At 72.7% G+C, this 25,950-nt stretch carries 21 protein-coding genes; 6 read left to right on the top strand and 15 right to left on the bottom strand.

From position 1 onward, the window contains the following. Positions 1 to 22: 22 nt before the first annotated feature. Both J2S44_RS04810 and J2S44_RS04805 read left to right on the top strand, forming a co-directional pair. The gene (locus J2S44_RS04810) at positions 23 to 958 is read left to right on the top strand and encodes an AraC family transcriptional regulator (protein ID WP_310409347.1); all 936 of its coding nucleotides are present in this window, start codon (positions 23 to 25) and stop codon (positions 956 to 958) included. A 184-nt stretch (positions 959 to 1,142) separates the two neighbouring features. Next, the gene (locus tag J2S44_RS04805; protein WP_310409346.1) at positions 1,143 to 1,676 is read left to right on the top strand and encodes a hypothetical protein; all 534 of its coding nucleotides are present in this window, start codon (positions 1,143 to 1,145) and stop codon (positions 1,674 to 1,676) included. Positions 1,677 to 1,769: 93 nt separating this feature from the next. Here the strand turns inward: J2S44_RS04805 and J2S44_RS04800 are convergent, their stop codons facing one another. After that, the gene (locus tag J2S44_RS04800) at positions 1,770 to 2,732 is read right to left on the bottom strand and encodes a helix-turn-helix domain-containing protein (RefSeq protein WP_310409345.1); all 963 of its coding nucleotides are present in this window, start codon (positions 2,730 to 2,732) and stop codon (positions 1,770 to 1,772) included. Positions 2,733 to 3,127: 395 nt separating this feature from the next. Here J2S44_RS04800 and J2S44_RS04795 point away from each other — a divergent pair, with 395 nt between their 5' ends. Next, a complete protein-coding gene (locus J2S44_RS04795; RefSeq protein ID WP_310409344.1) occupies positions 3,128 to 5,884 on the top strand; it encodes a DNRLRE domain-containing protein in 2,757 nt (918 codons plus the stop codon). A gap of 110 nt (positions 5,885 to 5,994) precedes the next feature. Here the strand turns inward: J2S44_RS04795 and J2S44_RS04790 are convergent, their stop codons facing one another. The 8 genes from J2S44_RS04790 to J2S44_RS04755 form a co-directional block, all read right to left on the bottom strand. Further along, positions 5,995 to 7,209 (bottom strand): ABC transporter permease, encoded by a 1,215-nt coding sequence (locus J2S44_RS04790; RefSeq protein WP_310409342.1) that lies wholly within the window; start codon positions 7,207 to 7,209, stop codon positions 5,995 to 5,997. Further along, positions 7,206 to 7,892: an ABC transporter ATP-binding protein gene (locus J2S44_RS04785; protein ID WP_310409341.1), complete on the bottom strand. Its 687-nt coding sequence runs from the start codon at positions 7,890 to 7,892 to the stop codon at positions 7,206 to 7,208. Before J2S44_RS04785 ends, J2S44_RS04790 begins: the two co-directional genes overlap by 4 nt. Beyond that, positions 7,889 to 9,160: an efflux RND transporter periplasmic adaptor subunit gene (locus J2S44_RS04780; RefSeq protein WP_310409339.1), complete on the bottom strand. Its 1,272-nt coding sequence runs from the start codon at positions 9,158 to 9,160 to the stop codon at positions 7,889 to 7,891. Before J2S44_RS04780 ends, J2S44_RS04785 begins: the two co-directional genes overlap by 4 nt. A gap of 2 nt (positions 9,161 to 9,162) precedes the next feature. Next, a complete protein-coding gene (locus J2S44_RS04775; protein WP_310409338.1) occupies positions 9,163 to 10,020 on the bottom strand; it encodes a hypothetical protein in 858 nt (285 codons plus the stop codon). Between the two features lie 48 nt (positions 10,021 to 10,068). Further along, positions 10,069 to 11,175 carry a HAMP domain-containing sensor histidine kinase gene (locus J2S44_RS04770; RefSeq protein ID WP_310409336.1) on the bottom strand — a complete coding sequence of 369 codons (1,107 nt, stop codon included), beginning with the start codon at positions 11,173 to 11,175 and terminating at the stop codon, positions 10,069 to 10,071. Further along, the gene (locus J2S44_RS04765) at positions 11,172 to 11,831 is read right to left on the bottom strand and encodes a response regulator transcription factor (RefSeq protein WP_310409335.1); all 660 of its coding nucleotides are present in this window, start codon (positions 11,829 to 11,831) and stop codon (positions 11,172 to 11,174) included. The genes J2S44_RS04770 and J2S44_RS04765 overlap by 4 nt, the downstream gene beginning before the upstream one ends. 301 nt (positions 11,832 to 12,132) lie before the next feature. Continuing rightward, a complete protein-coding gene (locus J2S44_RS04760) occupies positions 12,133 to 14,904 on the bottom strand; it encodes an AfsR/SARP family transcriptional regulator (RefSeq protein ID WP_310409333.1) in 2,772 nt (923 codons plus the stop codon). Positions 14,905 to 15,506: 602 nt separating this feature from the next. Further along, the gene (locus tag J2S44_RS04755) at positions 15,507 to 16,826 is read right to left on the bottom strand and encodes an alginate lyase family protein (RefSeq protein ID WP_310409332.1); all 1,320 of its coding nucleotides are present in this window, start codon (positions 16,824 to 16,826) and stop codon (positions 15,507 to 15,509) included. A gap of 272 nt (positions 16,827 to 17,098) precedes the next feature. Here J2S44_RS04755 and J2S44_RS04750 point away from each other — a divergent pair, with 272 nt between their 5' ends. Next, on the top strand, positions 17,099 to 17,227 hold the full coding sequence (locus tag J2S44_RS04750; protein ID WP_310409331.1) for a hypothetical protein: 129 nt from the start codon (positions 17,099 to 17,101) through the stop codon (positions 17,225 to 17,227). 93 nt (positions 17,228 to 17,320) lie between these two features. Beyond that, the gene (locus J2S44_RS04745; RefSeq protein WP_310409330.1) at positions 17,321 to 18,385 is read left to right on the top strand and encodes a methyl-accepting chemotaxis protein; all 1,065 of its coding nucleotides are present in this window, start codon (positions 17,321 to 17,323) and stop codon (positions 18,383 to 18,385) included. A gap of 228 nt (positions 18,386 to 18,613) precedes the next feature. Here the strand turns inward: J2S44_RS04745 and J2S44_RS04740 are convergent, their stop codons facing one another. From J2S44_RS04740 to J2S44_RS04715, 6 genes are all read right to left on the bottom strand, one after another. Further along, positions 18,614 to 19,450 (bottom strand): hypothetical protein, encoded by an 837-nt coding sequence (locus J2S44_RS04740; protein WP_310409329.1) that lies wholly within the window; start codon positions 19,448 to 19,450, stop codon positions 18,614 to 18,616. After that, positions 19,447 to 20,403, bottom strand: coding sequence for an ATP-binding cassette domain-containing protein (locus J2S44_RS04735; RefSeq protein ID WP_310409328.1), 957 nt, complete (start codon positions 20,401 to 20,403; stop codon positions 19,447 to 19,449). Before J2S44_RS04735 ends, J2S44_RS04740 begins: the two co-directional genes overlap by 4 nt. Before the next feature lie 178 nt (positions 20,404 to 20,581). Next, positions 20,582 to 20,803 (bottom strand): hypothetical protein, encoded by a 222-nt coding sequence (locus J2S44_RS04730; RefSeq protein WP_310409326.1) that lies wholly within the window; start codon positions 20,801 to 20,803, stop codon positions 20,582 to 20,584. Between the two features lie 149 nt (positions 20,804 to 20,952). Then, the gene (locus tag J2S44_RS04725) at positions 20,953 to 21,756 is read right to left on the bottom strand and encodes an alpha/beta fold hydrolase (RefSeq protein ID WP_310409325.1); all 804 of its coding nucleotides are present in this window, start codon (positions 21,754 to 21,756) and stop codon (positions 20,953 to 20,955) included. 9 nt (positions 21,757 to 21,765) lie between these two features. Continuing rightward, complete coding sequence (locus J2S44_RS04720; RefSeq protein WP_310409324.1) at positions 21,766 to 22,599, bottom strand: alpha/beta fold hydrolase; 834 nt, start codon at positions 22,597 to 22,599, stop codon at positions 21,766 to 21,768. 80 nt (positions 22,600 to 22,679) lie between these two features. Next, the gene (locus J2S44_RS04715; RefSeq protein WP_310409323.1) at positions 22,680 to 25,424 is read right to left on the bottom strand and encodes a helix-turn-helix transcriptional regulator; all 2,745 of its coding nucleotides are present in this window, start codon (positions 25,422 to 25,424) and stop codon (positions 22,680 to 22,682) included. Positions 25,425 to 25,608: 184 nt separating this feature from the next. Between J2S44_RS04715 and J2S44_RS04710 the strand changes: the two genes are divergently transcribed. Further along, complete coding sequence (locus J2S44_RS04710) at positions 25,609 to 25,905, top strand: hypothetical protein (protein ID WP_310409322.1); 297 nt, start codon at positions 25,609 to 25,611, stop codon at positions 25,903 to 25,905. Positions 25,906 to 25,950 lie beyond the last annotated feature (45 nt).

Raw genomic sequence — 25,950 nt, 5'->3', positions numbered from 1 at the left:
TCGCGATCGTCCGGGAGGTGTGGTGGACCCGCTGAGTGAGGTGCTGGCGCTGCTGAAGCCGCGCAGCTACATCACCGCCGGGTTCGACGCCGGCGGCGACTGGGCGCTGGAGCTCGACGATCTCGCCGGCCGGATCAAGTGCTACGCGGTCGTCGCGGGTTCCTGCTGGCTGACCGTGGCCGGCGAGGCGCCGGTGCTCGTGCCGGAGAACGCCTGCTTCGTGCTGCCCACCGGCCGGACCGCCGTGATCGGCAGCGCGCCGGACGTCGTGCCGGCGCGGGCGTCCGAGGTGCTCGACCCGAACCGCAGCGGCCAGGTCGTCACCTACCAGGGCGGCGGCGACGTCTACCTGGTCGGCAGCCGCTTCGAGGCCGGCAGCCCGCACGTCGAGCTGCTGCTGCGGAGCCTGCCGCCGCTGATGCTGGTCGAGACGTCCGGCGATCGGGCCCGGCTGCGCTGGTCGATCGAGCTGATGATGGAGGAGTTCCGCGAACCGCGTCCCGGCTCGGCCCTGATCGCCCAGCAACTCGCGCACATGATGCTGGTCCAGGCGCTGCGGTTGTATCTGACCGGGCCCGCCCGCGAGGACGTCGGCTGGTTCGCCGCGCTCGCGGACCCCCGCATGCAGGCCGCGCTCACCGCGATGCACGCCGATCCGGCCCACTCCTGGACCGTGCGGGAACTCGCCACGACCGCCGGCATGTCCCGCTCCACGTTCGCCGAACGCTTCCGGACCCGCGCGGGGGAGACCCCGATCGCCTACCTGGCCCGCTGGCGGATGATGCTCGCCGCGGAACGGCTCCAGCACGGCGACGACACCATCGCCCGGATCGCCGGCTCGCTGGGCTACGAGTCCGAACACGCGTTCAACACCGCGTTCAAACGGATCATGGGTACGCCACCGCGCCGCTACGCCAGCCGCGTCAGGTCGAACGGCTCCGGCGTACCCGTGGCGTGAGCGCACGCAGCTGAAGGCCGCGCACGCGACCAGGGCGAACATGGGACGCCGCCGGCATTGTCGGAAAGGTGCCTTTGTTGCGCCACGATCCGGCTCCGGGCCGCCCGACCTTGCCGCCGCTGTAGCTTCTGCGTGGAACAGAACGGTAGAAGACGGGAGATAACGGGCGATGCGCTTGCAGAGTGTGGTACGGACGCTGATCGCCGCCGGCGTTGCGCCGCTGATCATGATGGGCGCCGGTCCCGCCGCGGCCGCCTCCTGGCCCCTGACGCCGTTCGAGGAGTGCCAAGGGGTCCTCAAGTCGGGCGGTCCTGTGTCGCCGAACCTCGTGATCTCCAACGAGACCAAGGAGCCGGGGTTCTGGACGACCCTGAAGCGCGGCGACACGGTGCTCGTGCGGGCGCGACTCGACTCGCGGATCGACACCTCGCCGGGCCAGTGGTTCTTCGGCAACGGTGCGTGGACCGCGGCGGGCAACGGCCGCCCGGCACCCGGCGACTGGCTGATCCCGGGAGCGAGCGAGTTCGCCGTCGCGGTGAAGGGCATGGGCAGAGAAGCCGTGATCGCGGGCGCGGAGGGCGCCTGCGCTTCGTATCAGTACGACGGTGGACTCGCCTTCCCGCGGGTCGGCCTCAATGTCGTGCAGCACGGGTTCGCCACGCCGCTCAGGAACCGGTGGGAGGGCTCCATCGGCGTACGGCTGACCATCTTCCGATAGCGAGTGTGCCGTTCCGTCACCCACTGGGCCGTCCCGCACGCTCGGGCGTCCCCGTGAGCGCACGGACTCCGGCCGTCGACGCTGTCTCGCCGGCTATCGGATCGCCCAGAGGTGCTGCCAGTCCTTGGAGTAGATGACGAGGTTCCCGTCGGACTGGATCGCCAGTTGCCCCTCGGTCGCGCGGGCCGGCCGGTGCGATGCCCACAGCTCGGTGTTCGTGACGTCGTAGGTGCTCAGCCGTCCGTCCGCCGTGAACACCGCCCGGTCGGTCGTCGCCTCCGCGCCGCTGAACCAGCCTGACTTCCACTCCACGTCCCGCTGGCCGACGACGCGAACGGTCAAGCCGTCCGCCTCCACCGTGACGTGTGCCCTGCCGATCCGGCAGACCTCGCCTCGCCTCAGGGTGCCGCCGGGGGCGATGACGAACGCTTCCAGCCACAGGGCCTTGCCCATCTCGCTGTGGCTGAACTGGCACATCGGTGACGTCGGGTTGTCGGGTGCGGCCCCCGGCGGCGCCGGTGGGGAGGAGGCGAGCGCCGCGGCGGTTCGCTCGCGTGCGAAGCGCTCCTCCATCGACGTGATGGTCAGCCGGTGCACCACGATTCCGGTGGCCGCCATCAGCATGATCACTCCGAGCGCCGCCGCTGCCAGCCGTATCGAGCGCTGCCGCGACACGCCGGGCCGGCCGGCGGGTGTCGCGTTCACCGACGCGGCACCGTGGGGATGCTCCGGGGGCGGCGACGGCCGGCCGGCCGATCGGTGGGCCGGCCCCCGGCTCTGCAGCTTGTCCAGGATCCGGACGCTGCGGGCCTGGTTCCACAGCGCCTTGACCGTGCCGGGATCCTCGCCGGCGATGTCGCACAGCGTCTCCACGGTGCGCCACGGCGGCACGACCTGCCCGGTCAGATAGCGAGAGAGCGACGAGTCGCTGCTGTGGGTGCTGACGGCCAGCTCTCGTAGGCTCTTGCCGGACCGGACCCGTAGTCGCTGCAGCTCTTCGGCCAGTTCCTGTTTCGCGCCCGTGCGGGGAGCCCCGCCGTTGGGTTCGTCGGTCATGTGCGGCGACTGCACCCCCTCCCCGTCAGGCGCCCGTACGGCTCAGGATCTTATCGATACCCGTGGATTGCCATGTCGCTGTTGGCGGTTACCCGACACTCAAGCAATGGGCGCCGATGGATGCGTGCGGCCCGCCGGTGTGCCCCTGCCCCGACTTCGTCCCGGATCCGTCCCACGGGGTCGAGCAGCCCTTACGCGGCCCCGGCGCAACGGCCAGACTCCGCACAGTGGCATTCCAGCGCCTGGCGTTCGGGGAACCCAGGGCTGAATTCATCTACGGGGGACAGATGTCGGTGAGGCAACGTTCGCGCGTATCGACCCGGTTCGGTTCGGGGCGGGGGAGAAAGCTCTCGAAGGGGATCGCGGTCACTGCCGCCGCCGTCCTGCTGTTGACCTTGGCAGATCAGGTCGTGCTGCGTGCCGACGCGGCGGCGAAGCCCGCCTGCCCGGCGGAACAGCCGGATCCGCCGGCCGCCGTGACGGCGGCGAAGGGGTGCGGCGGCCGGGTGGAGGTGGCCTCGCAGCGGACCGAGACGACCCGGGTGTGGGCCCGCCCGGAGGGTGGCTTCAGTACCGAGATCCACGCCGGCCCGGTCCGCTTCGAGAGGGGCGGCACCTGGCAGGCGGTGGACCTGACGCTGCGGCTCACCGCGGACGGCGCGGTGGAGCCGGTCGGGCACCCGCGCGGCCTGCGCTTCTCCGGCGCCACGACCGGCTCCGGCGAGCAGGCGCTCGCGCGGATGGCGACCGGTGGCGACTCGATCAGCATGCTGTGGACCGGCCCGCTGCCCGCCCCGGTGCTCGCCGCTGACACGGCGACGTACCGGGAGGTGCGGCCGGGCGTCGATCTGTTGCTGGTGGCGACCCGGCTCGGCTTCACGCAGTCGCTGGTGCTCAAGGATCGGGCGGCGGCCACCCGGACGGCGGCCATGACCGTGCCGTTGCGCAGCGACGGCCTGCGGTTCGTCGCCGACGGCGCGGCCTCGTTCGCGATCCGCGATGCCGCCGGGGCCACCGTCGGCCGGGTGCCGACGCCGATGATGTGGGACTCCTCGGTCGGTGCGAGCGGCGAGCGGACCCGGGAGAAGGCCCTCACCGTCCGGGCCGCGCCGCGCGGATCCGCGACATCCGCGGCGGCACCCGCGCGGGGTGCCGACGCCGCGGCCGGCACCGGCGCGGTCGACCTGCGGCTCGCCGCCGACCAGGCCTGGCTGCAGGACCCGGGGACGAGGTATCCGGTCACGCTCGGCCCGCAGGTCGAGATGGGCGCGGCCGGCGACACCATCGTCCGTGACGACGAACTCTCCACCGACGGCAAACCCGACCACTCGGGCGCCGACTACCTCGCCTACGGCAAGGCCACGGGTTACCTCGCGCGATCCTTCATGCAGTGGCCGTCGGCGCAGTTCGCCGGTGCCCGGATCACCAGCGCCACACTGAGCCTGTGGAACTGGTACTCGGGCAGCTGCGCCCAGACCGGCTGGCTCGTCTGGAACACCGCCCCGTACCGCAACCCGATCTACTGGGATACCGCGCCCGCGCTGCTGACCAACGACGGCTACTCCACCCAGACGGCCGGCTACGGTTCGGCGTGCGACGACGCCTGGGTGAGCGCCGGCGTGGTGCCGCTCTTCCAGCGCGCGGCCGACTCCGGCAGTCCGACGGTCTTCATGGGACTCACCTCGTACAACGAGAGCGATCCGCGGCTGAGCTGGAAACAGGTCCGGTCGGTCCAGGCACCGAACACCGCGCAGGTCCCGGTGGTACGGATCGACTACGACTACCCGCCGCAGACCGGCCTCTACCGGTACGGGATCAACTATCCGTACGGACTGAGCGCGGTCGACTTCGCCTACTCGGCCGAGGGAATGTGGCGGAACGTGGACGGACTCATCTACGACTACAACTACTACGACGACAACGAGTTCCTGACCCCCGAGCCGACCACGATCGACTCGCCGGGGCACAGCTTCAACAAGCCGGAGCTGATCAGGCAGGCGTCGCGGGAAGGATTCCGGTACACCGCCCGGGACAAGAACGGGCACCTGCTCTTCGACGCCAACCGGGACGGGCAACTGGACCAGCCCACCGGCGGGTCCGCCTTCCACGAGCACTACGGCTACGGCAGGAACGCGGTGCGAGCGGCCGGCCAGACGCCGTTCTATCAGTTCTGGTTCGACGACAACTGGCTGGCCCGGCACATGGCTCAGGCCTACGGCCGGCCCCAGCCCAACGGCCTGAGCGACAACGGCGACCACATCCGGTGGCGGATCCTGTCCGGCGACCAGAACTGGACGCCGCACGACCGGGTCGACCCGCCCATCAAGTCCGACAACGTGGACCGGCTCGCGCTGGACGGGCTGTACTACCTGTCCAAGGGCCCGCAGCAGACCGCTCTGGCCAAGTGGAGCGACATCCTGGGCAAGTCCGGATACACCCGGAACCCCGAGACCCGGCTGTGGGAATACCCCGCACTGACGGAGAACTACCACATCGGCCTGCTCAAGCTGCTGAACGACCAGATCCTCGTGCACCACACGGGGTTGAGCCCCGCCCAGCAACGTACGCTGGCACACCACTCGGTCTCCCTGCGCGCGCAGCTGATATCCCACCAGCAGCGGGTGAACGGCACCGGAGCACTCACCGGATGGACGTCGAGCGCGCACCTGGACGCGGAGCCCAACTCACTGATGAACATCGAGTCCCTCGCGGTGAACACGCTGGCCCTCGGCGCGGGCGCCAAGCTGGTCTACAGCCCCGGCCAGGCGCCCCTGCAGACCCATGCGGCGGGCAACTACAGCCGGACCGCGGGCGGGCTGCTCTCCGCCACACCGGGCGTCAGCGCCCCGGGCCACATGACCTTCGGCCCGAACCACTCGCTGAGCCCGGGGTCGTACACCGTGGAGTTCGTGATGCGGTCGAGCGATCCGGTGGCCGGCTCGCAGGTGGCCAACATCGAGGTCTACGACGCCCGGACCGGCGCCTCGGTCGCGCCGATCAAGGTCCTGCAGGCCGGTGACTTCGCGTCCATCGGGTTCATCCGGTTCACCGTGCCGATCACGATCACGTCGTCCGACAACAGCCTCGAATACCGGGTCTGGTGGTACGGCGGCGCGAACGCGTTGGACATCGCCGAGATCCGCGTGCGCTGAACAGGAGGACCGGAACCGCTCCGGCCCCGGTCCGTACGGACCGGGGCCGTGAGCGTGGCCCCGTGGTCCGGCCGCGGCGGCAGCGACGGCGCGGTCGGCGCCGGCCGGGCTCAGCCCGGGCCGCGGAGTGCGTCGACCGGTTGCATGCGGGCGGCGCGAATCGACGGATAGAGACCGGCGAGCAGGCCGACGACGGCGCCGACCAGTGGGGACGCGGCGGCGAGGGTGCCGTCGACGACAGGCGTCCACTGGCGGGCGACGCTGATGCCGACGACGGCGAGGATGCCGGTGCTGGCGCCGATGATGCCGCCGAGCAGGCCGATCACCGTGGATTCGCACAGGAACTGGGCGGCGATGTGGTGACGCCGGGCGCCGAGGGCCCGGCGCAGACCGATCTCGGCGGTACGTTCCATGACCGTCACCAGGGTGACGTTGGCGATGCCGAGGGCGCCGACGACCAGCGAGACCAGGCCGAGGATCAGCAGCAGGCCGCTGACGTCCTGGGCGACTCCGGTGCGGAGGGTGGCCGGGTCGGGTGGCGCGTCGACCTGGAGGGCGACCGGGTCGTTGGGGGCGAGGGCGAGCGGCGCCTGCTCGGCGATCAGCGATGCGCCGCCGAGGACCGTCGTGATCGCCACCGTGGTCACCGGCCCCAGGCGCAGCCCGTCGTCCGCGGCGGTCCACGGCAGGATCACGGCGGTGGCCAGCACCTGCTGGTCGGTGCGGCCGACCGCGCCGAGGATACCGATCACGGTGAACGGCTCCCCGTCCACCAGCACGGCGGGCTGGTTGTCGATGCGGGTCAGGCCGAGCTGCGCGGCGGCTTCGGCACCGAGGACGGCGACCCGGTCGCGGCGTTCCACGTGGCCGGTGTCGAAGAACCGGCCCGCGGACATGCCGGCCCGGGCGGCGTCGAGCAGCGACGGCGTGGAGCCGACGACGGGCAGCAGCCGGTCCAGGATGCGGGTGGGGTCCTTGACGGCGTTGGCGCGTACCGGCAGGTCCTTCCCCTCCTGGGAGCGGGAGTAGGCGGCGACCGCGGTGACGCCGTTGAGCCGGGCCACGTCGTCGGCCGCGCTCCAGCGCACGGCCGGTGGCGCGTCGGGGTTGCCGGGCCGCGGCACGTGCACGGTGACCTCGGTGGCCGTGGCCGCGTCGAACCGGCCGGCGATCTGGTTGCCCGCGGTGGCGGAGACGCCGAGCGTGGTGACCAGGGTGCCGATGCCCACGACGATGCCGGCGATGGTGAGCGCGGTGCGGGCCGGGCGGGACCCGATGCCGCTGATCGCCTCGCTGACCAGGTCCCGCCAGGTGAGCCGGCTCATCTGCGGGCCCGTTCGAGGTGCGTTAGCCGGCCGTCGGCGATGCGCACCTGCCGGTCCGCGCGGGCCGCCACCGCCAGGTCGTGCGTGATGACCAGCAGGGTGGCGCCGCCGGCCCGGAGTTCGTCGAAGAGGTCGAGCACCGCGGCGGTGTTGGCGCTGTCGAGGTTGCCGGTCGGCTCGTCGCAGAGCAGCAACGCGGGGTCGCCGATCAGGGCGCGGGCGATGGCGGTGCGCTGGCGTTCGCCGCCGGAGAGCCGGCTGGGCAGGAAGTCCTGCCGATGTCCCATGCCGACCCGGTCGAGCGCGATCGTGGCCTGCCGGCGCCGGGTGGCGGCCGGTACGCCGGTGTAGAGGCCCCCGAGCATGACGTTCTCCAGCACGGTCCGGTACATCAGCAGGTGGAAGGACTGGAAGACGAAACCGATGCGGGAGCCGCGTACCTCGGTGCGGTGCCTGTCGCTCATGGTGGTGGTCTCGGCGCCCTCCAGCGTGTAGCGGCCGGCGGTCGGCACGTCGAGCAGGCCGAGCACGTTGAGCAGGGTCGACTTGCCGGACCCGGACGGGCCGACGATGCCGACGTAGTCGCCGCGCGCCACTCGCAGGTCGATGCCGGCGAGCGCGGTCACCGGCGGATGGGTGGGGAAGGTCCGGCTGACACCGGCCAGTTCGAGGACGTCCGTCATGAGCCGCTGACCACCACCCGGTCGCCCTCGGCCAGCTCGGCGCCGTCGCGCACCCGCACCTCGACGTTGCCGTCCGCGGTCAGCCCCGGTTCCACCGGCACGTCCCGGGTCTGGCCGGTCCCGGTCTGGACGGTCACCCGGGACTGCCCGTCCGCGGCGGTGAAGATCGCCGCGACGGGTACGGCCAGGACCTCCCCGCCGGTGTCGCCGACGGTGATCCGCACCTGCACCGACTGCCCGGCGAACGCGGCGGCGGCCTTGGCGTCGTCCGGTTTCAGCTGGAGCGGGATGCCGGGCGCGGCCGGCTCCTCGCCTTCCTCGGCGGTCTCGGTCGCGTACTCGGCGCCCAGGCCGGTGACCTTCGCGGTGAGCGTGCCGCCGGTGGAGCCGTGCAGGGTCGCGGTCATGCCCGGCTTGAGAAGCTCGGCGTCCTCGGCGGACACCGTCGCGTTCACCACCAGGCCCGGGTCGGCGACGGTGCCGACCGGGCCGGTCGGTGCGGTGCCCGCCTTCGCGGTGACCGTGGTCAGCTGGATCGGCAGCTGGGGCAGGAACAGGATCTCGCCGCTGGGGACGCTGATCCCGTACGTGCGCCGGAACTCGGCGAGGTCGGCCCGGGCGTCGGCGAGTGCCTGGCCACCGGCCTCCTTCGCGTCGGCGGCGGCCCGTTCGAGCAACCGCAGTTGCGCGCGCTGCTCGGCGGTGGGGGCCGCGGCCGCATACCCGTGCGCGGTGTAGAAGTCGTCGACGGCACGGAGCGCGTTCTCGTCGAGCGGACCGGTGGCCGCGACCCAGCGGGCCGGGACCAGGCGGCCCAGCGCGGCGCGCAGCTGATGTACGTCGTCTCCCTCCGCGCCCCGTACCAGCGTGCGATACATCGGCACCGGGCCCTTCAGGACGAAGACCGGCCGGCCGTTGACCTCCAGGAGGACGTCTCCTTCGCGCAGCGTCCGGCCGGCCGTGGCGGTCTTGGTGACGAGCTGCGGTCCGGCCTCACCGTTGCCGGCGGCGACCGTACCGGTCAGGGTGATCGGTTGTTCCTTGCCGTAGGTGACCGAACCCCGCGTGGTCACCGTGGAGGTGAGGATGCGCTTCTCGACCGGCACGGTGATCAGCGAGGCGGGCGGTGGCTCGCGGTCGGCCGCGGCGTCGGCCGGTGACTTCACCCGGGTGGCGACCAGCCACCCGGCGGCGCCGGCGGCCAGGGCGACGGCGGTGGTCAGGGCCACCACCCGCACCGGCCGCCGGCGGGGGAGACGGAGTCGCACGGTCAGCCCACCCCGCCGCCGCGGGTGACGACCGTGGCGTACGTGGTGCGGGCGAGCGTCGCGTAATTGCCGCGGCAGTCCAGGTCGGCCAGCGACGCCGTGATCTCCTCGGCGAGACGGGTTTTCGCCTCGGCGGCACTGACCTGCTCACCGCTCAACAGCGGTGCGTTGATCAGGTCGTAGACGCCGGTGTCGATCATGCCGGGTTCGGTCGACGCGACCTGGTAGCCCTTGCCGCGCAGGCAGTCGCCGTACTGATGGGCGGCCTTCACCACGGCAGGGTCGGTGCGGTACTTCTCGTAGGCGCGCTGGTCCTCGGCCTGCTCGTCGGGGTCGTACTCGGCCTTGCCGTACACCTGCTCGTTGGCGATGTCGGCGCAGCCCGGCTCGGTGCGGCCGTTCTTGCCGTCGGAGCTGAACGCCGCGTCCCACGCCGCCTGCCGGGCCGGGTCCAGCGCCTCCCGGATCCTGTTGTTCGGGTTGTTCGCCGGGTCGATGTCGGGCTGCTTGACCATCGGGTCGTCCGGGTAGAGCTGCGCGCTGTAGATGCCGAAGCCGTACTTCTGCCGGTACTGCCGCAGTTCCTCGTCCGTCTTGAGCAGGCTCGACGCGCCGGTGAAATCGGCCGAGCGGGAGTTCATCTCGATCGGCGGCGTGACCTCGTACTGGAAGCCCTTCTCCTTCATGCAGTCGGCGATCAGCTTCTGGACGGCCTGCTGCTTGGCCGCGTCCTCGGACATGCCACCGGCGGCCGCGGTGGGCTCGGTGGACGAGGGGGTGTCGGTGCCGGTGCCGCCGCAGCCGGTCAGCAGGGTCAGACCGGTGACGGTCACGGCGATGGAGATCAAGGTACGTCGCATGCGGAGAACTATCGGCGGCGGCGTGGTCCGGCACCGTAAGCGTTCTGCTTATGCGTTCTTTATCGTCGGGCGCGGGTTCCGCCCGGCCTGCGGCAGCGAGACCTCGACGCGCAGCCCGTCGCTGCCGGTGGACGTCCCGGTGATGCTCCCGTCGTGCGCCTGCACGATCGACCGGACGATGGTCAGCCCCAGGCCGACGCCGCCGCTGTGGTCGATGCGGGCGCCGTTGAGCCGCCGGAACGGCTCGAACAGGCGGGCGACCGCCTCGGCCGGGACGTCGTCGCCGGTGTTCTCGACCACCAGCGCCGGTGCGTCGGCCACCACGACGGTGATCGTCCCACCCGGCCGGTTGTACTTGATCGCGTTCTGCACCAGGTTCGACACCAGGCGTTCCAGCAGCACCCGTTCACCGATCACCGTCCTGGGCGCGAGCTGTGGGGTGATGGTGACCTGTGCCTGGGCGGCGCTGTGCCGGTGCTCGGCGAGGACCGCGGCCACGATCGTGTCCAGCCGCAGTTCGCTCCTGGACGCGAGGCCCCGGTCGGTCTCACTGAGCACCAGAAGTGCCTCGATCAGCCGTACGTTTCGCTCGTTCGTCTCGAGCAGTTGCTCGGTGAGGACCCGCAGCTTCTCCGGGCTCGGGTTGCGGGCCAGGCCGACCTCGATCAACGTGCGTTGCACCGCGAGCGGAGTGCGCAGCTCGTGCGACGCGTCCGCCGCGAACCGGCGCTGCGACTCGTAACCGACCGCCACTCTGCTGATCATGGAGTTGACCGCGTCGGCCAGCTCCGCCATCGCACCGCGACGCGAGCCGCTGTGCACCCGGTAGGAGAAGTTCTGCGGGCCCAGCCCCCGGATCTGCGCCGCCAGCTCGCGGATCGGCTGCCCGACCGCCCAGCGCATCCCCACCACGGCCGCCCCGGACAGGAAGACAAAGATCAACACCAGCATCACCTGGTACGTGACGTCCTCGTCCACGCCGGCACTGCACCACCGGCCGCCCGCGAAGGTGCCGTCCTCGCGCGTACAGAACCGGGAGAACAGGAGCTGGATCCACTGACCCGAACCGCCGGCGGCCTCCCGGGACAGGTAGGCGCCGACCATCAGCACGACGCAGATCAGGGCCGCGCGCTGGAACGGGGAGCGCAGCCTCATCGGCCGAGCCGATAGCCCACCCGGGGCACCGTGTGGATCACCGCTGGTTCACCCAGCTTCTTGCGCAACGTCATCACGGTGACCCGTACGCTGTTGGTGAACGGGTCCGCGTGCTCGTCCCACGCCTGTTCCAGCAGGTCCTCCGCGCTGACCACGTTGCCGTCCGCGCGCAGCAGCACCCGCAGCACCGCGAACTCCTTCGGGGACAGCCGCAGCGGCAGCCCGTCGCGGGACACGGTGTGCCGAGGGACGTCGAGCACGATGCCGTCCCGCTCCAGCACCGGTTTCTGCGCCTGGTTCGCCCGCCGGCCCAGCGCCTGCACGCGGGCCACCAGCTCGGCGAACGCGAACGGCTTCGTCAGGTAGTCGTCGGCGCCCAGACTCAGGCCTTCGACCCGGTCCCGGATGCCGGCCGCGGCGGTCAGCAGCAGTATCCGGGTGTTGATGCCGGCGTCGACGACGTGCTGGCACACCTTCTCACCGGTCAGGATCGGCATGTCCCGGTCGAGGACCGCCACGTCGTACCGGTTCACCGTGAGCCGTTCCAGCGCCGCGTCACCGTCGTAGACGACGTCGACGGCCATCGCGAACTCCCGCAGGCCGTCGGCGACCGTGTCCGCCAGGATCCGTTCGTCATCGGCGATCAGTACCCGCACGTCAGCACCCCCCAGCCGCATACTGTGACAGCGCCGACATAAAGATACGATAAGCGCGGTCACCTCAGGCAGATCTTGTCGGGGCGGCCGGCCCTCGAGCGGGCACGGCCCGCATGGTTCACGCCGGGTTCATGCCACGCCTCCTGACGTCGGCGGACGTGAACCATCTGTCCCCTTCCCGCGCCGGTGCGGCGTCTTCGCGACGTCTGCGGCTGCTGTGGCCACCGACGGCCACGGCCGCCGCCGCCGTCCCGGCCGCCACCGGCACACCGCGCCCGTCACCTGTCCGGCGATCCTGCCGTCACCGGCGCGTGTCGTCGCCGGTGCCGGTCCGTGCGCCGAGCGCGTCCGCCAGCGCGGTGAGGCGGTCGCGGTAGTTGCGGATGGCGCCGTCGTTCTCCATCGCCCGGCTGGCGGCCGTCGCGCGTTCCAGGGCGCCGCGGGCCTCCATGGTGCGGCCGGCTGCCAGGTACGCCTCGGCCAGCTGGATGATGCCGATGTAGAAGCTCAGCTCGTTGCCGGTCTCCTCGTCGAACCGGACCGCGAGCAGCAGGCAGTCGATGCTGTCCCGGACCCGGTCCGGATGCCCGGCGAAGCCGCGGCCGAGCTGGTAGAAGACGAACGCGTTCTGGTATCCGCGCGGCGGCTCGCCGAGGATCGTCTCCACCCGTGCGAACGCGGCGATGCCCTCGTCGATGCGGCCCTGCCGGATCAGGCTGCCGGCGACCCCGGCCGTGCTCATCGCCTGCGGCACCCGGTTGCCGGCCCGCGCGTAGAGCTCGGCGGCCTGCCCGTAGTGCCGGGCGCTGGCCACGCCGTCCCAGTCCGCCGTCAGCTCACCGTGCACGTGTCCCAGGTTGAGATGGACACCGGCCTGCTCCTTGGGCAGGCCGAGCCGGACGAAGAGGTCCAGCGCGGCCGACAGGTGGAGGGCGGCACCGTGCTCGTCGCCGGACTGGTGGAGCGCGCTGGCCAGCAGCCGGTGCAGGTGCCCGGCGGCCAGGTCGTCACCGGCCGCGACCGAGGCGGCCAGCGACTCCCGCGCGGTGGCCTCCCACTCGCGCATCCTGCCCGTCCACTGGAAGAACGGCATGGCGTGCGCGGCGACCTGCCACGGGTTGGCGCCCCGGGCGTAGGCGTGCCGCAGCGCCGCCTGCAGCCCGGGCAGCTCGGCGGCGAACCAGGCGGCGGCCGCCGGCGCGTCCGCGAACTCCTCCGGCGTCACGTCCGGGCGCGGCGGCGCGTACTCCGGCGCGAACCGGATGGCGAGGTTGCGGGCGCTCGCGGTGCGCAGCGTCGCACCATAGTGGACGAGAACCCGCTCGAACGCGTCGTCCCGCTCCGTCTCCGGGTCGTGCGCGGCGGCCAGCTCCGCGGCGTACACCCGGATCAGGTCGTGCGGCGCGAAGCGCCCGGCGGCCCGCTCGGTCAGCAGGCCGGTGCGGGTCAGCTCGCGGGCCAGCCGGGCGGTGTCGCGGCGCGGCGACCCGGCGAGACTCGCCAGCACGGGCAGCGTGACGTCCGGGCCGGGGAACGCCGGCAACAGCCGGAACAGGCGGGCCGCGTCCGGGCCGAGCTGCCGGTACGACCAGGACAACGCGGTGCGGACGTCGCTGAGCGGGTCGTCACCGTCGAACGCGTCCAGCGTCCCGTACGTGTCGTGCAGCTCGCGGATGACCTCGCCGAGCCCGCCGGTGCGCCCGGCCGCGCGCGCCGCGACCACGGACAGCGCCAGCGGCAGCCGCCCGCAGTACGCCACGATCGTGTCCAGCTCCGCATCGGTGCCGCCACCGAGCCGATCGCGGAGCTCCGTGCGGGCGTCCGCTGCCGAGGGCAGGCCGAGCGCGAGCAGCTCGGCGCCGGAGACTGCCAGCCCGGTGAGCCGGGCGCGCGCGGTGACCAGCGTCAGGCACCCGTCGCCGGCCGGCAGCAAGGGCCGGACCTGGGCGACATCGCGCGCGTCGTCGAGCACGACGAGCAGCCGCCGGCCGGCGGTGAGCGTGCGCAGCAGGGCGCCACGCGCGTCGGTGCCGGCCGGCACGTCCGGTTCGGCGACGCCGAGCGCCTGGAGGAAGTGCAGCAGCACGTCGTCCGGCCGCTCGGGACCGGCCGGGTCGAAGCCACGCAGCTGCGCGAAGAGTTGTCCGTCCGGGAACCGGTCCGCGACGCTGTGGGCCCAGTGCACGGCCAGCGTGGATTTGCCGGCACCGGGCAGGCCGTCGACGGCGATGACGCCGGCACCCCGGTCCGCGGCGCCGGTCAGCGCGGCGAGCTCCACTTCCCGGCCGGTGAACCAGCGCAGGTCCGGCGGCAGCTCGGCCGGGCGCCGCACCGCCCGGACCGGTTCCGGTGCGGCCGCGGCCAGCTCCGGGCCGGGATCGACGCCCAGCTCGTCGCGGAGCCGGCCGACGGTGAGCGCGAGGTGCGCCCGTGCCTCCGCGGTCCGGCCGGCCGCGTCGAGCAGCCGGACGACCCGGGCGGCGAGCGACTCGTCCAACGGGTCGCCGTCGGCGACCGCGCGCACCAGCGGCAGCACGCCGTCCGTGACGCCGCTGCGCAGGGCCGCGTCCGCGAGGTCGCACGCCGCGGCGGCCCGCTCCCGGTCGACCGCGGTGAACTCCGGGTGCCGGCCCGGCTCGCCGCCGAACGGGCCGGACCACAGCGAAAGGGCGGTGACCAGGCCGGGTACGGCGTCGCCGGGCCGTCCGTCCGCGGCCGCGTCGCGGGCTCGGGCGACCAGCTCGCGGAACTCCAGCACGTCGGCGGTGCCGGCGTCGGCGCGCATCCGGTAGCCGCCGGGCGTGCCGATCAGCCGGTCGCCGGCGGCGCGGGGCGGCAGGCCGGGATCGATGATCCGGCGGATCAGGCCGATCTGCTGGTGCACCACGTTGACCGCGCTGTCCGGCGGGTCGCCGTCCCACAGCAGCGCGAGCAGGCTGTCCCGGGTGACGATCTCGTTCGCGCGGGCCAGCAGCAGCGCGATCACCAGCCGGGTGCGGCCGGTCCCGGTGTCGACCTCGGTGTCGTCCCGGTGGGCGCGTACCTCCCCGAGCACGGTGAATCGTGTCTCCATACCGTTTTCGATCCTAGGTCGGGCGAGAAGTGCGTCGTACGGCGGCAAATACGACCTTGGGCCGGCAGTGGGCGTGCTGCCGCCCGGCGGCACGCGCCGGGCGGCGGTGATCCCGGCAGCGATGTGCGCGCCGCCGGTCGGCTCGCTCGCACCGGTCCCCGGGGCGCCGCACGACCTGGCGGGCGAGGGTCCGCTGTCCGTCAGCGACCGCGGCGGTGGGCACCTACGGCGCGGACCGGCCACCTCGACCGGGTGGGGGACGGGCGCGGACCGGGCCGGGTGCCGCGGCCGCGCCGGTTCCGGCTCCGGGCGTGCCATGGCGGGCTGCCGTCGGCCTGCGGGAGGACCGGCCGGGCCGGCGGCCGCCGGACGAAGCGGACTTCGAGACGGTCCGGCCGCCGGAGGACCAGGTGCTGTCCGCGTACGCCGCACCAGGTCCTGGATCTCACCGGTGAGGCGGGGAGGGGCGGCGGGAACTGCACCCGCGGGAGTGTGCGGGGACGAATGGATGAGCTGGATGTCATGTCGGACACCGATCTGCTGAGACGAGGGCATGACGCGGAAGCGGGCGGGGTGAGCCGCTCGCTTCGGGGCGAAGAGTCTCAGCGGGTGTACATGCGGCGACCGTAGCAGCGAGCCGGCGGCCGCCTCCATCCATTTCCGGCCGCGGGCCGGGCTCGGTGCCCGCCGTCCGGGTTGCGCGGGGAGGCCGGTTCCTTGTCCAGCACCTCGAGGGTGGCGGCGCCGTCCGCGCGGACCAGCAGCGCGTTGCTGCCGTTGCCGTCGTGCATGACGCGGGTGACGACACCGGTCGTACCCCGCGGGGTGACGTGGGCGCGGGCGACGCCGTCGACGATCTCGGTGCGGTCGTCGAGGGGCAGGCCCCACCGGGCGAAGGGCAGGTCCGCGCTCGCGGGCCGGGCGGGTGGGGCGGTGCCGGCCAGCTCGGCCGGGAATGCCACCCAGTACTCGGGGTTCTTGTCGCCGGGCGCCCAGAAGTTGGTCACGGCGGTGCCGTTGTGGAAGTAGGGGCCGTCGCGGCGCTCGGAGAGCCTCGCCAGCCACGGTGCCTCCGTGGCGACGTCGACGCCGCGCTCCGGCGCGTACTCGTAGAAGAGTTCGTTGACCGGGTTGAACAGCCGCCCCCGGTAGGCCTGGGAGACGGTGCCGTCCCAGCCCTCGCCGCGTTCGTCGGCCCAGGGCACCCAGGCACCGAGCATGAAGCCGTAGAAGGCGTTCGCGCCGGCGAGCAGGCGCCGGCCGAGGAAGTCGTAGCTGCTGACCGCGTCCGCGCGGGTCGAGACGGTGCCGGCACCCGGGTCGACCCGGGTGCCCTGGACCTCGAGGATCCGGGCCAGCCCGGTGAAGTTGTCGATGTTGCACTCGCCGTGCGCCTGGTCCCGGCCCATCTCCCGCACCTGGACGATGTCGTGGCCGTACGGGTTGTCCGGGTCGTCGACCTCGAGGAGCGGGATCTGCGGGGCGAGGGCGCCGTTGTCGTAGCCGGGGTAGGCCGAGTTGACGGTGAACCACTCGACGCCCGTCGCGTAGCCAGCGGCGTCGTCGGCGTAGATCGCCGTCGCCAGCCGGCCGAAGAGCCCGAAGTTGTGCTGGTTCATCCAGCGGGTGTTGGAGTGCAGGAACGTGGTGACGACCGGGTCGGCGAAGTTGGTCAGCAGCCGCCGGTCGTCGGTGGCGCTCCAGACGACGTCGTAGCCGCCGTAGGTGCCGGGGGTGTCGTCGGCCAGCGGCCGGGTGGCGCGGATGATCTCCGCGGCCATCAGGAACTGGTACAGCGGATGCCCGGTGTGGATGTGCGCGTCCGGGAAGTACGCGTACCGCTCCGGGTCCATGCCGGCCCAGGTCCGCAGCACCTGGACGGCGTTGCGCCGATAGACCTCGTCACCGGTGACGGTCCACATCAGAGCCTGGGTGAGCGCCCCGAAGGAGTCGTTGGTCTCCCAGGATAGTCGATCGTGTGGAGAACACGTTTTCTGCGGCCGTCCGCCGGCCGTTCACCGCTCCGCCGCCCGCGGCCACCGGCGGCGGCGTGAGCCGTCCGCGGCATCGGGGCGAATTGCCGGAACCGGGTCCATGGCGCACCGGTGAGGAGCGATGGTGGTGGAAGCACGGCCCGCGATCGAACGGCCCGGGACATGGCTGTCGGCGGGACCTCGGGGCGGGAAGGTCGACAGTGGCACGGTTCGAGAACCTCAGCATCAACGTCAAGAGCCTCACGGCGGTGGCCACCGCGGTGCTGGTCGCGGTGGTGGTCGGCCTCGTCGGGCTGACCCGCCTGTCCGACAGCAGCCGGTCGGCGTAGCTGATCTACACCAGCAACGTCGCCAGCATCAAGGCGGTCGGGCAGATCAAGTCCGCGATCTATCAGGCGCGTCTGGCCGCGGCGAATCAGGCGGTGTCGACAGCCGCGACGGAGGTCGACTCCTACACCGAGGCCTTCACGGCCCAGGCCGAGGCGTTCGGGACGGCGCTGGCCACCTACCGGGGGACCAATCTCGCCGCCGATCCGGCTCTCATCGGCAAGGTGGAGTCGTTGTTCGGCGCGTACGTGACGATCGCGCAGGAGGAGTTGCTGCCGGTGGGCGAGCGCAACGCGTCCGCCGAGTGGTCCGCGGTGCGAACCGCGAAGGTCACGCCGTTGATGAAGGAGCTCGACGCGGACCAGGCCGAGCTGGACGCGGTGGAGACCGCGGATGCCGCGAAGAACGCGAACGCCGCCGCGGCCGGCTACCGGTCCGGACGGACCACCTCGATCGTGGTGATGGTGGTCGGCGCGGTGCTCGCGCTCGGGCTCGGTGTCCTGGTCGCCCGCCGGATCGTTGCCTCCCTGCTCAAGGTCAAGGACGTCTGCGACGCGCTCGCGGCCGGTGACCTGACCCGGCACAGCGGCGTCAGCAGCCGGGACGAGCCCGGCCGGATGGCGCAGGCGCTGGACACGGCCGTGGACAACCTTCGCCGTACCGTGCACACCATCGACGGCTCGGCCACCTCGCTGGCCGGCGCGGCCGAGCAGATGACCAGCACGTCGATGCAGATCGCCGAGTCGGCGCAGGAGGCGTCCACCCAGGCGCAGGCCGTGTCCACGGCCGCCGAGGAGGTCTCGCGCAGCGTCGAGACGGTCTCGGCCGGCGGCGAGGAGATGGGCGCGTCGATCCGGGAGATCTCGCAGAACGCGGCCGAGGCCGCGCGGGTCGCCGCGGAGGCGGTCAGTATCACTGGTGCTCGACAAGTACAACGCCGCCAAGCTGGCCGTCATCCTGTTCTCGCTGGAGCTGCAGCGGCAGCTCACCGCCGCGGGCAGCCGGATCCGCTCGGTCGTCGCGCACCCGGGCGTCGTACGCAGCGAGCTCAACGCGCACTCCTGGCTGAACGTCGTGAACCGTATGCCGTTCCTGGTCCAGAACGTCGAGCCGGCCACGGTGCCCATCGTCCACGCGGTCTCGCGGGATGTCCCCGGTAACGCGTACGTCGGCCCGGACGGCCTCTTCAGCTTCACCGGCCGCCGCGCGGCGGTCCGCCGGCCCAGCCGCGCCGCCCGGAACCCCGCCACCGCGGCGCGACTCTGGCAGCGGACGGCGGCCCTCCTCGACGTCGCGCCGGCCATCCGCGTCCCGGGCGAGTAGAACGGCCGGGCGAGGTCACCGCGGCTACGTCGCGATCGCCCACCGGATCCGGCGCGAATCCGGCGTCAGGCGTCCCGGCGCCGGACCAGCCCGACGGCCACGGCGAGCACGGCCGCCACCCACGCGAGCATGACTCCGTAGCCCGCCCAGGGGGACAGCGCCGTACTGGTCGACGCCGCGACCACCGATCCGGCCTCCTCGGCGAGCAGCAGCCGGCTGCCCGCGCTCGCCGGTAGGTAGGCGCCGAGCGTCTGAAGGGGTGCCCACGGGACCAGGGCCAGGACGCTCTCCACCACCAGCAGCAGGCCCAGCACGATCACGAGCCCGCCCGCCGAGCTGCGCACGATCGTACCGATGCCGAATGCCAGGGCTGTCGCGGCGGCCAGGTAGAGCGGCACGCCGAGCATGATCCGGAAGTCCTGCTCGCGCGACAGGTCGATGGACAGGCCGGTCTGGCCGAACCAGGGGATGCTGCCGGCCCATGCCAGCGCGACGGCGACGAGCGAGGCGGCGACGACCGCGGCAAGCGTGACGAGGAGCTTGGCGGCCAACGCCGGTACGCGGGTGGGAGCCGCGACGAAGGTCGAGCGGATCTGGCCGGTGCCGTACTCACCGGTGATCGCCAGGACTCCGAGGGTGCAGAACGCGAGCTGGGTCAGCGCGACCCCCGAGGTCACGTAGACCGCGCCGAACATGCCCGGCTTGCCGACCAGTTCAGGCACCTGGGCGATGCTCACCATCCTCGACACCGCGAACGCCGGGATGACGAGCACCCCCGTCGCCAGGATCCACCAGCTCGACCTCAGCGTGCGGAACTTGATCCACTCCGCGGTGACGAGCCGGGGAAAGGTCGCCGGGTGCACGCGCGTCCGATGGGTCGAGGGTGTGGTCGCGGCGGTCATCGCGCGTCTCCCCGCGTCGCCCGGGTGCTCGTGGGGGCATCCGGGGCGGCAGTCGAGCGGTACTCGACCTCCGTGGCGGTCAGCTTCATGTAGGCGTCCTCCAGGGAGACCTCGACGGGAGTGAGTTCGTACAGCACGAGTCCGGCGGCGGCGGCCAGGGTGGCGATCTGTGGGGCGGTGCTCCCCGTGACGTCGAGGACGTCGGGGCCCACGGACGTGACACCGATCTCGGGCCGCTCGCTCAGCACGGCACGGAGTTCCGCGGACATGGGCGTCCGGACGCGGACGCTGGAACCCCGCGCGCGGGAGACGATGTCGCCGACCGAGGCGTCGGCGATCACCCGTCCGCGCCCGACGACGATCAGGTGGTCCGCCGTGAGCGCCATCTCGCTCATCAGGTGCGAGGACAGCAGGACGGTCCGGCCCTCCGCGGCCAGCCCGCGCAGCAGCCCGCGTACCCACAGCACGCCTTCGGGGTCGAGTCCGTTGACGGGCTCGTCGAGGATGAGCGTGTGCGGGTCGCCGAGCAGCGCGGTGGCGATGCCGAGGCGCTGTCCCATGCCGAGCGAGAACGTGCCCGCTCGCTTGCCCGCCGCGGTGCCCAGGCCCGTGGCGTCGATGACCTCGTCGACGCGCGACCGGGGGATGCCGTGCGTCGCCGCCTGGGCGAGCAGGTGGGCGCGGGCGGAGCGTCCGCCGTGCAGTGCCTTCGCGTCGAGCAGCGCGCCGACCTCGCCGAGTGGGGCGTGGTGCTGCGCGTAGGGCTTGCCGTTGACGGTGACCGAACCGGCGGTCGGCCGGTCCAGACCGACGATCATCCGCATCGTCGTCGACTTGCCGGCGCCGTTGGGCCCGAGGAATCCGGTCACCATTCCCGGGCGGACGGTGAAGGAGACCTCGTTCACGGCGAACTTCTCTCCGTACCGTTTCGTCAGGCCGATGGCCTCGATCATGGTGTCTCCTGGTTCGATGTCACGTGGGTGGCGGCGATAGCGGGCGCTCGGGACGGCACGGCCTGGCCGGCGCCGCGGCGGGCGGGTGCAGCGGCAGCGTGATGTCGAAGGGCTGGCACGTCGCCGGCGGATGCCTTGCCGACGCGGGTCAGGACGACGGCCGGGTCCACCGTGGCGCTCACCGGCGGCGTAGGTGGCGGGAGATGAGCAGCGCGCCGCAGAGGATCGCGATGGCGCCGGTGGCGAGCTGGACCCGCAGCGGCCAGCCGGCGATCGAGGACAACACGTTGAGGCCGACAGCCACGACGAGCGTCGTCCACATGATGTCCGGAAAGCCGGGTGGCGTGGGGTCCGTGGGGCGGCCGGGGCGGTGCTCGCCGGTGGCGTAGGGGTCGGTCATGATTCCGTCCTCGGGGTGGTCGGTTGACGTGGCCGTCAACCGGACTGCGTCGCGACGTGGCCGGCGGCCGGATCCCCGCCCTCCCGGTGACCGCCGCGGTTCGCCACCGGCCGGCGGCGAACCGCGGTCCCCGGGGCGGGGGGAGCGGGTCAGCCCGCGGCGCGGAGGATGAGCGTCACGACCGGACCCGGACGCGAGACCGCCACCGCGTGCGAGGCGCCCTCCACCGTCACGGTGGCGCGTGAGCCGGCGCGATCGGCCATGAACCGCTGCGCCCGCAGCGGGATGTTCTTGTCCGCGCCGGCCAGCAGGAACCACGAGGGGATGTTCGCCCAGGCGGGCTTGCCGGACACCTCGTTCAGCGCGACGTCCCGAATGGGGCGCTGGGTGCTCGCCATCAGGGCGGCCCGGTGCGCCGGGACATCCGCGGCGAACTGCTGCCGGAAGAGCGAGGGCTTGATGTAGAGGTCGTTCGAGCCGTCGGGCAGCGGGACCGGGGCCAGTGTCTCGCCCAGCGTGCTGCCCGGGTACTTCGCGGCGAGCTGCGCCGCGGCCTCCCCCTCGGCGGGGGCGAAGGCGGCAACGTACACCAGCGCCGTCACCTTCGGGGACCGTGCCGCGACGTTGGTGATGACCGCGCCGCCGTAGGAGTGGCCGACCAGCACCACGGGACCGTCGATGCCGGCGAGGCGCGCCTCGAGGGCGTCGGCGTCGGAGCGGACCCCGCGCAGCGGGTTGGCCACGGCGACAGCGGTGTAGCCGCGCCGGTGCAGCTGCTCGATCACCGGTGCCCAGCTGCTGCCGTCCGCGAACGCGCCATGGACGAGGACGATCGTGGGCTTCCGCCCACCTCCGTGCGCGGCGGCCGTGTTCGACGCGCCGAACAGGGCGAGCCCGGCGACGGTGACGAGCGCGGCCAGCGCGGCGATGACGCGGTTCTTCAGCGGGTACATGTCGGACTCTCAGTCTGCGAGGAAGGCGATCAGGGCGGCGTTGACCTCGGCCGCGTGGGTGAGCAACAGGCCGTGCGGAGCACCGTCGATCTCGACGTAACGCGCCCGGGGCAGGCGGCGGCGGAACTCGCGGGCGGTCGCGTCGATCGGCAGGATGCGGTCGGCGGTGCCGTGCAGGATCAGCGACGGTACGTCGATGCGCTCCACGTCGGCCCGGAAGTCCGTCAACCACGCGGGCACGCACGCGTACGCCGCGATCGGGGCCGAGCCGATGGCGGTGGCCCAGTTCGCCCGCAGCGCGGCCTCGCTGAGCCGGGATCCGAGCGTCTCGTCGGTGTTGAAGAAGTCGACGAAGAAGTTCTCGTACCAGGCGTACCGGTCGGCCTCGGCCTGCTGGGCGATGCCGTCGAAGACGCTCTTCGGCACGCCGGTGGGGTTGTCCTCCGTCTGCAGCAGGAACGGCTGGAGAGCGCCCAGGAACGCGGCCTTCGCCACCCGCTGCGAGCCGTAGGTGCCGAGGTAGCGGGCGACCTCACCGGAGCCCATCGAGAAGCCGACGAGGACGACGTCACGCAGGTCGAGCTGGGTGAGGACGGTGTTCAGGTCACCGGCGAACGTGTCGTAGTCGTAGCCCGTCATGGTCTTGCTCGACCGGCCGAAGCCCCGGCGGTCGTAGGTGATGACGCGGTAGCCGGCCCTGACCAGCGCGTCGGTCTGCTTCTCCCAGGACTGCCCGTCCAGCGGGTAGCCGTGGATCAGGACGACCGGCTGGCCGGCGCCGTGGTCCTCGTAGTACAGCTCGATGGCGGTCGAGCCCTCGGTGCCGACGGTGATGGTCCCCATGGTGTGCCTTTCCGCCCGTCCGCCGGGTGCGGAGCGGGCATGACACGAACCTAGGGAGCGGGCGGGACCGGTCGCGTCCGTCAGACGACGTCTTCGGCGTACGTCATCGGGCCGCGCAGCACCGTCGCGAGCTCTCCGCGGGACGTCACACCCAGCTTGGGGAACATCCGCTGGAGGTGGGTGCTCACCGTCCTGGGCGAGACGTACAGCCGCTCGCCGATCTCCCGGTTCGTCAGCCCCTGCGCGGCCAGCTGGGCGACGTGCAGTTCGGTCGGGGTCAGCTGGTCGACCGCGTCCGGGTCCTGCCCGGGGGACGACGCACCGGCGGTACGCAGCTCCTGCCGTGCCCGCTCCGACCACGCCGACGCACCGAGCGCGTCGAACACCTCGCGCGCCGCCTGCAGCACGGCCCGGGACTCCGCGGGCCGGCGGTTACGGCGCAGCCACTCACCCAGGGCGAGGTGCACTCGCGCGCGCTCGAACGGCCAGTCGGCGGGAACGGCGTCGAGCGCCGCCCGGTAGAGCGGCTCGGCCAGGTCCGGCGGGCTGAGGAGGGCGCGGGCCAGACGTAGCCCGCAGAGCAGCGCGGGGACCGGGGTCAGCACTTCGAGCGGGGCCAGCTCCGCCAGGATGGCCCGTGCCGCTTCCGCGGACTCGCTGCGCACGGCCGACTCGGCCAGCTCGGCGACCGCGTAGAAGCGCAGCCAGGGATGGAAGGCGGGGTCGGCCGGGTCGAAGACCCGGTGCAGGTGCCCGAACGCGTCGCCGTAACGGCCCTGGCAGAGCGCGGCGTGCCCGCGGGCCGTCTGCACGATGGCCAGCACCGGGCGCACGCCGCCGGGAAGGGCCGCGCCCTCCGCCTTCGCCGCCCAGACCTCCGCCTGCGGGTCGCCGCAGACGGCGGCCAGCTGCGCGCGGATGGCGTTGACCATGGCGTGCAGGAGAGGCTGACCGGTCTCGCGGGTCAGCTCGGCGGCCTCCTCGGCGGCGAGCTGACCCGCACGCACGTTGCCGAGCCGTGCGGCGGCCCCGGCCTGCACGCAGAGTGCCCGGGCCAGTATCGACAGCTGACCCTGCGCCCGCAGGGCGTCCATCGGCCGGGCGGTCAGCCGGCTCGCCAGGGCCGGAGCGCCCACGGTCACCGCGGCGCCGCCCAGGAGCTGATCCCCCTCGGTGTCCTCCGACGAGCGGTCCAGCTGCCGGGTCAGGGACTCCATGACGGCCTGCCCGCGCTCGACCGGCGCGCAGTACGCGCGCAGCGCTACCAGGTAGGGGGTGTCGGCGTCCACCGGCATCCGGTCGGCGGCGGCGGCGACCCGCTGCCGCGCGGCCGGCCCCGGCTCCCCGTAGTAGCAGTGCAGCATCGCGCCCCACAGCATGCGCAGCCCCAGTAGGGGCTCGCCGGCGGCGATCTCGACGGCCAGCTCGGCCAGCTCGGCGGTGGCGACGCCCTCGCCCCGCGCCCACTCACCCCGGACGACGGCCACCCACGCCGCGCGGCCCCGGTCGCGGACCGACAGGTCCAGCGACCGCGCCCGGGCCAGCAGGTGCGCCACGACGTCGACCCGGCCCGATTCCAGTGCGAGCTCGGCCGCGCGCAGCAACCGGTCGGCGCGCGCGGACGGGTCCTCCGTCAGCTCCGCCGCCCGCGTCAGCGCGGCCAGTGCCGCGGCGACACCGCCCCGCCGCAGGGCCCGGCCGGCGGTGGAGTCCAGGTCGCGCGCCGCCCGCTCGTCGGGACCGGCGGTGGCGGCGGCACGGTGCCACGCCTGCCGGTCCGGCTGTCCCTCGAGTGCGACGGCGAGAGCGGCGTGCGCGGCCTGTCGTTCCGCGGCGGACGCGGCATGGTGCAGCGCCGACCGGACCAGCGGATGCCGGAAGGCCATCCCCCGGCCCTCCACCAGGCCCGCGCCGACCGCCGGTCCGAGGGCGCCGACGTCGACCGGCCGGGCGAGCATCCGGGCCGCCGCCGCGAGACACTCATCCATCGTCCCGTCACCGTTGAGGGCCGCGAGCAGCAGGACCGCCCGGGTGTCGACCGGAAGGCGGGAGACCCGTGCGGTGAACGTCCGCTCCAGCCGCTCGGTCAGGGGAAGCGGAGCCGGGGTGAGCGCGTAGACGCCGCCCACCGACCGCAGCGCGGCCGGCAGCTCGGTCAGCGCCAGCGGATTCCCGGCCGCCTCCGCCAGCAGCCGCTGCCGGACGTGTTGTCCCAGGCCGGGGGCCACCGCGTCCAGCAGCTCACCCGACACCTCGTCGGTCAGCGGCTCCAGGTGCAGCACCGGCACGCCGGCGCATCCGAGCCGGTCGTCCGTGTCCCGGGCGACGGCGACCATGACGAGCGGGTCGGACTCGATCCGCCGCCCGACGAACCCGAACACGTCCAGGCTGGCCTGGTCCATCCAGTGGGCGTCCTCGACGATCACCAGCAGCGGTGCCTTCGCCGCCGCGTCCGACAGCAGGGTCAGCGCGGCCAAGCCGACGAGGTACAGGTCGGGGACGGCCTCGTCGACGAGCCCGACGGCGGCGCGCAGGGCGGCACGCTGCGGCCCCGGCAGCGCGTCGATGCCGTCGCGCAGCTGGTGCACCAGTTGGTGCAACCCGGCACAGGCCACGTGCTCCTCCGACTCCACCCCCACGGCGGTGAGCACCCGGATCCCGCTGCTCGCGGCCTGTGCCGCGGCCTCGGCGACCAGTGCCGACTTGCCGATCCCGGGGGCGCCGAGGACGACGACCGCGCCGCCCGACCCGGCTACCGCCTGGTCGACCAGGGCAGCCAGTACGCGGCGTTCCTCATCGCGACCTAGCAGCGCCCGTCGTCGCATCCCACGCTCCGTCTTCTCCGTGCCACGTCCGCTCCTCCCGGGGGCACCGGACGCCGCATCCGCGTTCCCCCCATCCGCGCTCCGGAAGTCGACCGGAGCCGGATAAGCACCGAGACCTGTACAAACGACGCTCGTCGGCCCTCGGGTGTATTCGAGCACCAGCCCCGACCGATCCACGAGCCTCATGCTGAACGAGGTGGCGCGGCTCACATCCCTGCCGGCGGCCGGGAGCATCTCGGCGGGCCGGCGATGGCAGGCGGGAGACGTCGCGGCTCTGCGGTTCGTCGCATCCAATAAGGAGTGTCGATATCAAGCGGCTTTCTCTGCATTGATGTCCGCAGGGCCATTGTTTTCCGGAATCCACTTCCAACAGCTGAAACGTCTCCAGCGGTACGCTTCGCGACCAATGTGGAGCGGCGTGGACAACACTTTTTTGGCGTCGATTAACGTCGATATTTTGCCCATGGCGGTGACGATTTGACGGCCGTTATGTGATGGCTAACATCGATGCAAGCCAATGGATTTG

The organism is Catenuloplanes niger (assembly GCF_031458255.1).
Taxonomy (GTDB): Bacteria; Actinomycetota; Actinomycetes; order Mycobacteriales; family Micromonosporaceae; genus Catenuloplanes; species Catenuloplanes niger.
This window is presented reverse-complemented; position numbering and strand designations above follow the sequence as displayed.